The sequence below is a fragment of the Pseudomonas sp. WS 5078 genome, from assembly GCF_012985745.1.
Classification (GTDB): Bacteria; Pseudomonadota; Gammaproteobacteria; order Pseudomonadales; family Pseudomonadaceae; genus Aquipseudomonas; species Aquipseudomonas lundensis_A.
Map to the genome: position 1 here is coordinate 164665 of NZ_JAAQWX010000011.1, position 9734 is coordinate 174398.

9 protein-coding genes are annotated in these 9734 nt (G+C 57.6%); 4 read left to right on the forward strand and 5 right to left on the reverse strand.

The window, feature by feature from the left end:
- Positions 1-43: 43 nt before the first annotated feature.
- Positions 44-1192 carry an L-threonine dehydrogenase gene (gene yiaY, locus HBN68_RS16030; protein ID WP_094993865.1) on the reverse strand — a complete coding sequence of 383 codons (1149 nt, stop codon included), beginning with the start codon at positions 1190-1192 and terminating at the stop codon, positions 44-46.
- 147 nt (positions 1193-1339) lie between these two features.
- On the opposite strand from yiaY, the gene HBN68_RS16035 reads away from it, so the two are divergent.
- The gene (locus tag HBN68_RS16035; RefSeq protein WP_169965232.1) at positions 1340-2365 is read left to right on the forward strand and encodes a DUF4917 family protein; all 1026 of its coding nucleotides are present in this window, start codon (positions 1340-1342) and stop codon (positions 2363-2365) included.
- A gap of 81 nt (positions 2366-2446) precedes the next feature.
- Here the strand turns inward: HBN68_RS16035 and HBN68_RS16040 are convergent, their stop codons facing one another.
- Positions 2447-2779, reverse strand: a complete 333-nt coding sequence (locus HBN68_RS16040; protein WP_094993864.1) for a YegP family protein — start codon at positions 2777-2779, stop codon at positions 2447-2449.
- Positions 2780-2952: 173 nt separating this feature from the next.
- Between HBN68_RS16040 and HBN68_RS16045 the strand changes: the two genes are divergently transcribed.
- The 3 genes from HBN68_RS16045 to HBN68_RS16055 all read left to right on the forward strand — a co-directional run bounded on the left by HBN68_RS16045 (position 2953) and on the right by HBN68_RS16055 (position 7112).
- Positions 2953-3492, forward strand: coding sequence for an RNA polymerase sigma factor (locus HBN68_RS16045; protein ID WP_169965234.1), 540 nt, complete (start codon positions 2953-2955; stop codon positions 3490-3492).
- The gene (locus HBN68_RS16050) at positions 3489-4439 is read left to right on the forward strand and encodes a FecR domain-containing protein (RefSeq protein WP_169965236.1); all 951 of its coding nucleotides are present in this window, start codon (positions 3489-3491) and stop codon (positions 4437-4439) included. The genes HBN68_RS16045 and HBN68_RS16050 overlap by 4 nt, the downstream gene beginning before the upstream one ends.
- Positions 4440-4559: 120 nt before the next feature.
- On the forward strand, positions 4560-7112 hold the full coding sequence (locus HBN68_RS16055; protein ID WP_169965238.1) for a TonB-dependent receptor: 2553 nt from the start codon (positions 4560-4562) through the stop codon (positions 7110-7112).
- A 61-nt stretch (positions 7113-7173) separates the two neighbouring features.
- Here the strand turns inward: HBN68_RS16055 and HBN68_RS16060 are convergent, their stop codons facing one another.
- From HBN68_RS16060 to HBN68_RS16070, 3 genes are all read right to left on the reverse strand, one after another.
- Positions 7174-7497, reverse strand: coding sequence for a ribbon-helix-helix domain-containing protein (locus tag HBN68_RS16060; protein WP_169965240.1), 324 nt, complete (start codon positions 7495-7497; stop codon positions 7174-7176).
- 14 nt (positions 7498-7511) lie between these two features.
- Positions 7512-8093, reverse strand: a complete 582-nt coding sequence (locus tag HBN68_RS16065) for a DJ-1/PfpI family protein (RefSeq protein WP_094993859.1) — start codon at positions 8091-8093, stop codon at positions 7512-7514.
- Between the two features lie 146 nt (positions 8094-8239).
- Positions 8240-9457 (reverse strand): SAM-dependent methyltransferase, encoded by a 1218-nt coding sequence (locus HBN68_RS16070; RefSeq protein ID WP_169965242.1) that lies wholly within the window; start codon positions 9455-9457, stop codon positions 8240-8242.
- Positions 9458-9734: the final 277 nt, after the last annotated feature.

Here is a 9734-nt window from a genome sequence, read left to right on the forward strand (position 1 = left end):
GGCCGTTTTTTTATGCGCGAGATTTGAAAGCCTCTGGCCTGACTCAAAACGCGTTTCGAAAGATCTCTTCAATCTGCGCCTGATCGGCCTTGCGCGGGTTGGTCAGACCACAGGCATCTTTCAATGCGTTGGTCGCCAGAATCGGGATGTCATCCAGCTTGGCGCCCAAGTCCCGCAGACCTGCCGGGATCTCGACATCCTTGGCCAGCGTACGTATCGCCGCAATCGCCGCCTGAGCACCCTCTTCCGGGCTCAAACCGCGGATATCCGCGCCCAGCGCATGGGCCACGTCAGTCAGGCGCGAGGCGCACACGCTGGCATTGAAGGTCTGCACGTGGGGCAACAGCACCGCGTTACAGACACCATGGGGCAAGTCATAGAAACCGCCCAATTGGTGAGCCATCGCATGCACAAACCCAAGCGAGGCGTTGTTGAACGCCATGCCAGCCAGAAATTGCGCGTAGGCCATGTTCTCGCGCGCGGTCAGGTCTTTGCCGTTTTGTACCGCCTGACGCAGGTTGTGGCTGATCAGCTCCATTGCTTTGATCGCACAGGCATCGGTAATCGGGTTGGCCGCTGTGGACACATACGCCTCAATGGCATGGGTCAACGCATCCATGCCAGTGGCTGCGGTCAGGCCTTTAGGCATGGCCACCATCAACGCCGGGTCATTGACCGACAGCAGCGGCGTCACGTTGCGGTCGACGATGGCCATTTTTACGTGACGCTCTTCATCGGTAATGATGCAAAAACGCGTCATCTCACTGGCCGTGCCCGCGGTGGTGTTGATGGCCACCAGTGGCAATTGCGGCTTGGCCGAGCGGTCTACGCCTTCGTAATCACGAATATGCCCGCCATTGGTGGCGCACAGCGCAATGCCCTTGGCGCAGTCGTGGGGCGAACCGCCGCCCAGTGACAGTACGAAATCACATTGATGCTGCTTGAGCACGGCCAGACCGGCTTCCACATTGGCGATGCTCGGGTTGGGTTTGGCGCCGTCGAACACCACCGAATTGATGTCCTGCGCGGCCAGTTTTTCGGCAATCATGGCCGCCACGCCTGCCTTGGCCAGCCCGGCGTCGGTCACGATCAACGCGTTGCGAAACCCATAGTTGCGAATGGCAGTCATGGCTTCATCCAGACAACCGTTGCCCATGATGTTCACGGCCGGGATAAAAAAGGTACTGGTCATGGCGAGTCCTCTTTGCGGGCGCACCCGCGACGCTGATGAAGTCAATGAGCATAGCTTCAACTCATCTGCGCATCAGGATGTTGATCTGGCTCAATACTGGGTCGTGATAAAGTCCTGCACCGCCCACGCTTTGAGATGACCGACGCCATGACCCCCTTCCAGGAATTTGATGCCGAACTAGAAGACTGGAACGCTTTACGCACCAGCACCCCGTGCAGCGGTTTGTTGCTCGGCAATGGCGCCAGCATGGCTGTGTGGCATGACTTTTATTACGACTCGCTGTTTGAAAAGACCAAAAGCGTGGCCGAAAAGCCCCTGAGCCAGACGGAACTCAGCGTGTTCGATGCTTTGAACACGCGCAATTTTGAGCACGTCCTCAGCGCCCTGAAAACTGCGAGCAAGGTCAACAAGGCGCTGGCTATCAGCTCGGCATCACCGCGCAAACGTTACTACGCCATCAAAGAAGCCCTGATCAACAGTACTCAGGATGTCCACATTCCCTGGCGCTTGATGCCCGCCGCCACGCTGGCGTGCTGGCAGGAAGAACTGGCCCGATACAGCACGGTGTATTGCTCCAACTATGACTTGCTGGCGCCTTGGGCCGTGATGCAGGCACCCAAGCATTTCAACGATTTATTCCAGGCAGCGGGCGCCACCTTTGACCTGGCGCTGGGCGCGGCCAAAGGCAAAGCCACCCGTGTGCTGTACCTGCACGGAGCGTTGCACCTGGTGAAAAATCAGGAAGGCAAGGCGCGCAAATCCGTGGGTGATGAAGCAGCGCTGCTCAGCAACTTCGCCATTAATCATTCCATCAGCGCACTGGATGACGTGCCGCTGTTTGTCAGCGAAGGCACCAGCGACGACAAGCGCAAGTCCATCCGGCATTCGGATTACTTGTCGTTTTGCCATGAACAGTTAATGGCTCACAAAGACACGCTCTGCATCTTCGGCCATAGCCTGGGTGAGCAGGATCAACACCTGATTGACGCCCTGCGCCTGGCGCCGTTGAAAACCCTCTGCATCTCGATTTACCCGCGCAGCGAGGCCTTCATCCGCTTTCAGAAAAACCATTACACGCAGCTATTTGCAGAGAAAAAGGCGTCATTACGCTTCTTTAACGCTAAAACCCACCCGCTGGGTGACACCCGCCACTCGGTGCCAGTCGAACGCTAAGGCCTTCCCCCTCATGCCCGCCCGCTGACCAAGCGTCGTCAGCGCGCGGGCAAGCCGGCTTGAGCCTTGAACGGCCCCGGCTCAAAGCTTCTCTTTGATCACCGTGGTGGGGCCGTTGTTTTTCACACTGGCAATGCCCTTCTCCCGCGCCGCTTCGGTGTTGTATTGCTCACTGGTGCCGATGATCTGGTGGTTCGCGGCCTTCAGGTTGAAATACGGCTTGCCGTCTTTCGCCACTTTCCTGTCGTAACGCTCATCCAGCGGGCTGTTGACCTGAACCGAAGCAATGCCCTTTTTCGCCGCCTCGTGCGTGGTGTATTGCTCACTCACCAAAATGGTTTCGGCATTCGCTGCTTTCAATACGAATCGGAACTGCCCACTGCTGGTCTTGCTCAATTCATACCAACCCGACATAGCGTTTCTCCTGGAAGCTGATCGTGATTTCCACATTCAGTAAAGCGCTCACCCAGTAATTAGCCATTTATCCGTAGGAAAAAGCGAAAGATCAACGTCCATAGAGACAAACGACAATAATTCTCGATACCATTCGCAACTTATTGTGCATCGCTGAGTCCACAAGGATTTTCATGTCTCGCTTAAAACCCGACCCCGCGTTGGCCGAATCCTTTCGCGAGTTCTATACGCAGATTCTGCATTTCCTGCGTAAACGCACCGACAACGCCAGCGATGCAGCTGACATGACGCAAGACGTTTTCACCCAATGGCTGGGCTATCAGGACCGGGCCAAGGTGCAGCAACCCCGGGCATTTTTATTTCAGATGGCGCGCAACCTGCTGCGCGATCACTGGCGACGCCAGCAGGTTCGCCAATCCGTTCATCCGGATCAAGGCGAGCGTGAAGACGAACCTTTAAGCGATGAGAGGGATGATCCCATGCTGGCCGCACAACGCCTGCAACGGCTTGAACAGCTCAAGACCGTGCTCGCAGAGCTCTCGCCTCGGCGCCGTGAAGCCCTTATGCTGCACCGCTTTGAAGGGTTGAGTCAGGCGCAGATCGCACAACGCATGGGAATTTCGGTCAGCATGGTGGAAAAGCACATTGCCTTTGCGTTGTTGCACTGCAAGCAACATTTACACCGGGACAGCGGCAAGGAGCAGCCAGAATGAGGCCTATTCAATCGGACGACTACGGCAGCATTGAGGCTGAAGCCGCCAGCTGGTTTACCCGTAATCGCAACCGACCCGATGAACAGACCCGTGCGCAATTTGACGCCTGGCGCGCCGATCCGGCGCATGCCCGGGCATATGCCGAATTTGAATCCCTGTGGGCAGACCTGGGCGAACTGCACCACCTGAACACACCACAGCCGCGCCCGCACACACCTGTGATCAAACGTCGCTCGACGGTTGCGCTGGCCACTGCAGCCGCCGTGTTGTGCGCCGTGCTGGCATTGAATATCGGCACCCCTGTCGTGCTGCACCGGCAACACATCACGACCCACGCCCAAGGCGCAAAAACCCTGACGCTGCCCGATGGCAGCACCCTGTACGTGAACGCCAATACACAACTGCGCATCAACTTCAGTGCGCATCAACGCGACCTTTTTCTGGAGCACGGCCAGCTCTACATCGAAGCGGCGGCCAATAAAGACCAGCCACTGGTGGTGCACGCTGGCGATGCACGGGTCCGCGTGGTGGGCACCGGCTTCGATGTGCGCCGCAGCCCTCGCCAACTGGTGGTCAGCGTCGCCCACGGCCAAGTGGCATTCACGCCTGACGGCACGCACTCTGCCTTGCTCGGCGCCGACCAGCGTGCCACGTACGACTTCGCGCATCAGGCGTTGACGGAGCAGACCCTGACTGCTGGCGAGGTCGCCGATTGGCGCAGCGGGCATTTGGCCTTTCGCAATCGTGCGTTGGCCAGCCTGATCGACGAATTGGACCTCTATCAGCCTGACGTCATCGAACTGGCTAACGGCCCGCTCGGGCACTACAAAGTGTCCGGCAACCTCGATGTCACGGATCCGTTGGCGCTGGTCAAGGCCTTGCCTGCCTTGATTCCGGTAAAAACCGTGTGGCTGGACAACGGAAAAGTCCGCATCGAACCCCGCTAAAAAAACATATGCGAATATTTTGCATTCGCATATGTGGATTTTTATTCGCCCCGCGTCTTCCTTCGGTCTGCGTTACCAACGCATGTCTTTTTGGCCTTTGTTGCCGCACGGGGGGATTTCATGTTTCGCGCACCACATCACGTCTCACAACTCTGCACACGCCCGATTCTGCTGGCCGCTTGCATGGCGTTCAGCCTGCACGCCCACGCCGAATCGATCCAGCTGCACTTGCCTGCGCAGTCGCTGGCGAGCTCCTTGAGTGCCGTGGCCCAACAAGCCGGGATCACGTTGCTGTTTGACGAAGAACTGTTGCGCAACATCAAGGCCCCGGCACTGAGTGGCGATTACAGCGCCCAAGACGCCATCACTCAATTGCTGCGCGGAACCGACTTCAGCCTGATCCAGGTCGACCGCACCTACGTCGTGCGCCCCAAGGAAGAAGGCACCACCACCAGCAATAGCTTGCAACTGGGCGCACTGAGCGTGATCGGCAATGGCAATGAGGTGGACTCCAGCAGTGTCGGCAAATCCACCATGGATCAGGCCGAAATCAATCGCTACCAGTCCAACAACATTCCCAGCCTGTTATCGAAGTTACCGGGCATCAACCTCGGCGGATCGCTCAAGCCTGGCGGTCAGACCATCAACATTTGGGGGTTTGGTGAAGCCGAAGACGTGCCAATGACCGTCGACGGCGCGACTAAAAGCGGTTTTGAGCGTTACAAGCAAGGCACGATTTTCATCGAGCCGGAGCTGATCAAAAGCATTGAGGTGGAAAAAGGCCCACACGATGTCCGAACCGGCAACGGCGGCTTCGGCGGTGTGGTGCACATGGAAACCAAAGACGCGCCCGACCTGCTGGAAGACGGCAAAAATGCGGGTGCAATGCTCAAATACGGTTACAGCAGCAACGACCATCAGCAGGTGTACACCGGCGCAGCCTATGGCCGCAGCGAAGACGGGCGCGCCGATGCGCTGGTGTATTACACCAAACGCGACGGCGGCGACATGAAGTTGGCCGGCCACATGCCCAATCCAGACAACGTCTACCCGGTCAACCCCAAACGCCTGCCCAACACCGCGCAAGACATGGATGCGCAGTTGCTCAAACTGAACCTGCACCTCAACGACGAACACAGCGTCGGCCTGTCGTACTCGCGCTCCAACAACTACCTGTGGGTGCCGTTCTCAGCGGTCAGCTACCCGGCCCCGCCGAACAAAGACACCATCAACAAAATTGGCTATGACGCGGCCACGCGCAAGTACTTGTCGAACCGCTCGACCGTCGACACCACCTGGTCGGGTAAATACGCCTACCAGCCTTTGGACAACCCGTTGATTGATCTGGAAGTGAAGTTCTCTCACTCCAATACCGAGCAAATCGACGAGCGCGGCCTGAATGCTTACGTACAGCCCACCACGGGCGGTCGCAAAATGGAAACCGGCTACACCGATAACATGCTGCAACTGACCAACATCAGCCTCTTCCCGACCGGGCCTTTGGACCATGTGTTCACCACCGGGCTGCAATTTCGCAAGCACCAGCGTGAAGTCGACATGTGGATGCCGGGCAAAACCTACGATGTGCCCAAATACAACTACGGCCATTACCAACCGGCGTTCATGCCCAAAGGCAAAGTCGACACCAATAGCTTCTATATTCAGGACGCAATCACGCTGGGCGATTTCACCCTGACCCCTTCGTTGCGTTACGACCATGTGCGCAACCGTGGCGAAGAAAATGATGCGCCGTACTATAACCACCCGCAGATCGGTCACGATTACAGCGACCAAACCTACGTCGGTTGGTCGCCACGCCTGTCCGCATTCTGGAAAATCACCCCCAACACCGCGCTGTTTGCCGACTACAGCAAAACCTGGCGGGCGCCCGTGATCGATGAGCAATACGAGGTGCAAGCCCTGGGCAACCGCACAGCCAGCGCTGTCAACCTCGACCCGGAACGCATGACGGGTTGGCGCGCCGGCAACATCACCACGTTTGATCGTATCTTTAGCAAAAACGACAAGGCCTTGATTCGCACCACCCTGTTCCGCAACAAGGTCGATGACGAGATTTTCAAGGCCACGGGTGTGGGCTGTGCCGCCCAACAAACAGTCGGCGGCATGGGCGATGAATGTGCGGGCCTGTTGCCGATGGCCAACTACCGCAACATCGGCAGCCTGACCATTAAGGGCTTCGAAGTCGAAAGTTTCTACGACTCCACTTACCTGTTCGGCTCACTGTCGTACTCGTGGATGACAGGTAGCCACGAAGGCGCCTACACCAACCCCTGGGGCCCGAATGTCTGGGCGCGGGACATTCCCGCACCAAAATGGGTGGCCGTGCTCGGCGTGAAAATTCCTGACTGGGACGCGCGCATTGGCTGGCAGGGTGAGTTCGTGCGCAAAACCGACCGCTTGCCCAGCGACAAATATGCCGAGGGCCCTGCCAGCTCCGTGGGTGACACGTTCTACGACCACTACGCCAACGACGCATACAACGTACAAAGCGTATTTGCCAACTGGACGCCGCAGCATCGCTACCTCAAAGGCACCGAAGTCAACTTCACCGTGGATAACCTGTTCAACACGAGCTACCGACCGATGCTCAGCGGCCTGAATGCCTACAGCCCCGGGCGCAACGCTAAAATCAGCGTGACACGCTTCTTCTAGCGCCGGAAACCCGCGGGCTTGGTCAGCATACGCGTGCTCGCGAAGCGATCAATCCAACGCCTCAAACCGAGCGCAGGGAGGGCCTGGGCAGCAGGTGCTCACTGGCCTCAGGCACACCCGCCCCCCGGCCCTGACTCAGGTAGCGGGTGCAACTGACCCGCAGGAACGAGGCGAAGTTAACCACTTCGCCCCGGTAATCCATCACCTCTTCGTAGAGCTTGGCCACCAGCTGATTGGTGGTCATGCCATCGGCTTCGGCAATTTCACTGAGGATGTCCCAGAACTGGTTCTCCAGACGCAATGTCGTGACCACGCCACAAATACGCAACGATCGCGAGCGCGACTCGTACAGAATCGGATCGGCTTTAACGTAAAGCTCACACATGGTCACGCCCTCCCTTACAACGTAATGGTTGTACCCAGCAGGCCCACAAACGCCGCCAGCCACGCCGGGTGCGCAGGCCATGCCGGCGCAGTCACCAAATTGCCCTGCACGTGGGCTTTGTTGACATCGATATCAATATACGTACCGCCCGCCAGTCGCACTTCTGGAGCGCACGCCGGGTAGGCGCTGCATTCACGGCCTTCAAGGATCCCGGCAGCCGCCAGCAATTGCGCGCCGTGGCACACCGCAGCAATTGGCTTACCGGCCTTGTCGAAGTCGCGCACCAGCTCCAGCACTTTTTCATTCAGACGCAAGTATTCCGGGGCACGACCACCCGGCACCAACAGGGCGTCGTAGTCGCCAGCCTTAACCTTGTCGAAATCAAAGTTCAGGCCAAACAGATGACCAGGTTTTTCGCTGTACGTCTGATCGCCCTCAAAGTCATGAATGGCGGTGCGCACCGTCTGCCCCGAGGTTTTGCCCGGACACACCGCATGCACGTGATGACCGAGCATCAACAGCGCCTGGAACGGCACCATCACTTCGTAGTCTTCGACGTAATCGCCAACCAGCACCAGAATTTTTTTTGCCGCCATGTCGTGTACTCCTGTGAGTGAGGACTGCTCCTGCAGGCGCTACCGGAGGCCGGCTGCAGGTCATTCGTTGGTTTTCGAAACCCCGTAAACCCCACCAGAGTAGCTACTGAGTGCCTACACGGGTAATAACCCGGTACTACACAAACTTACTTCAATAACCCATCGGCCTGGAGCAAGGTCTCCAGGCAGTGTTCCTGAATGTTGTAGAACGCCTTGAGTTCCTGAATCTTCACCAGCAGCTGTGCCGGGTCCACAGGCTCGGCGCGTTTGACCGCGAGGATCATCTTGTTCTTGTTGGTGTGCTCCAGCGAGATGAACTCAAACACCTTGGTTTCATACCCGCAGGCTTCGAGAAACAACGCCCGCAGGCTGTCTGTCACCATCTCGGCCTGCTGGCCCAGGTGCAGGCCATATTGCAGCATCGGCTTGAGCAGCGCGGGGCTCTGGATTTGCAAGCGGATCTGCTTATGGCAGCACGGCGAACACATGATGATCGCGGCCCCCGAACGGATGCCCATGTGAATTGCGTAGTCGGTGGCGATGTCGCAGGCATGCAGCGCAATCATCACGTCAATCGGCGTCGGCGCAAAACTGCGCACATCGCCATGCTGAAAGCTCAAGCCCGGATGCTCCAGACGCTGCGCTGCGTTGTTGCACAGCGTAACCATGTCTTCACGCAACTCGACGCCAGTGACCACGCCTTCGGCGTGCAAGCTGTGGCGCAGATAATCGTGAATGGCAAACGTCAGGTAACCCTTGCCCGAACCGAAATCCACCACCTTGACCGGTTGATCGAGGGTGAGCGGCGAACTGCTCAGCGCGTGGGAAAACACTTCAATGAACTTGTTGATCTGTTTCCACTTGCGCGACATGGCCGGGATCAATTCCTGCTGCTTATTGGTCACGCCCAAATCCGCGAGAAAAGGCCGTGTCAGGTCCAAAAAGCGATGCTTCTCGCGATTGTGGCCTCCCGAAGGCACTTCGCGGTCCTGCTGGCTTTTGCCCATGAACAGCGAGCTTTTACCTTTTTTGCTGTACTCCAGCTGCACTTCATCGGTCAGGGTCAGCAAGTGCGCATTTTTAAACGCGTCCGGCAACAACCCGGCAAGGGCCGACACCGCCTCATCAAGCGGGAAATTCTTGGTGATATCGCGGGTTTTGTAGCGGTACACAAACGACAGGCAAGGCTGCTCCTTGACCGTGACGTGCTTGATGATGACCCGCTGCAGCTCAGGCTCAGGCCCGACGTACTTGGCCAGCACCAGCTTGATAAACGAGTTTTGAGCCAGGCTGGTTTCCAGCAGGTTCAAAAATTGCGCACGATGATCCGGCGCAGACGCGGGGGTGGTAGCAGTCACTGACATTGAAAAAAGCGCCTCGGGGGATGCAGGAGGGGAATACAGGAAAGGAATGGCGACCATTTTAGGCGTGTTGGCGCCTGAGGGCACGGGGTTATTTTTGGTGCGGAAAAATAGAGGAAGAAAGTCCGCGCGCCATGCCTACTCGACGCTTAGGGAATCTCCGAACAAGTTTTCAAATGTGCTGAAATACGCCTGACCACCTGATCCGAGCCGCCCATGAGCCAGATGAGCCAGATGAGCCAGATGAGCCAGATGAGCCAGATGAGCTTTTCCGATTTCG

Excerpts from the sequence above, each read along its gene's own strand:
- yiaY (WP_094993865.1), bottom strand. The coding sequence starts at position 1,192 with ATGACCAGTACCTTTTTTATCCCGGCCGTGAACATCATGGGCAACGGT.
- HBN68_RS16035 (WP_169965232.1), top strand. The coding sequence starts at position 1,340 with ATGACCCCCTTCCAGGAATTTGATGCCGAACTAGAAGACTGGAACGCT.
- HBN68_RS16040 (WP_094993864.1), bottom strand. The coding sequence starts at position 2,779 with ATGTCGGGTTGGTATGAATTGAGCAAGACCAGCAGTGGGCAGTTCCGA.
- HBN68_RS16045 (WP_169965234.1), top strand. The coding sequence starts at position 2,953 with ATGTCTCGCTTAAAACCCGACCCCGCGTTGGCCGAATCCTTTCGCGAG.
- HBN68_RS16050 (WP_169965236.1), top strand. The coding sequence starts at position 3,489 with ATGAGGCCTATTCAATCGGACGACTACGGCAGCATTGAGGCTGAAGCC.
- HBN68_RS16055 (WP_169965238.1), top strand. The coding sequence starts at position 4,560 with ATGTTTCGCGCACCACATCACGTCTCACAACTCTGCACACGCCCGATT.
- HBN68_RS16060 (WP_169965240.1), bottom strand. The coding sequence starts at position 7,497 with ATGTGTGAGCTTTACGTTAAAGCCGATCCGATTCTGTACGAGTCGCGC.
- HBN68_RS16065 (WP_094993859.1), bottom strand. The coding sequence starts at position 8,093 with ATGGCGGCAAAAAAAATTCTGGTGCTGGTTGGCGATTACGTCGAAGAC.
- HBN68_RS16070 (WP_169965242.1), bottom strand. The coding sequence starts at position 9,457 with ATGTCAGTGACTGCTACCACCCCCGCGTCTGCGCCGGATCATCGTGCG.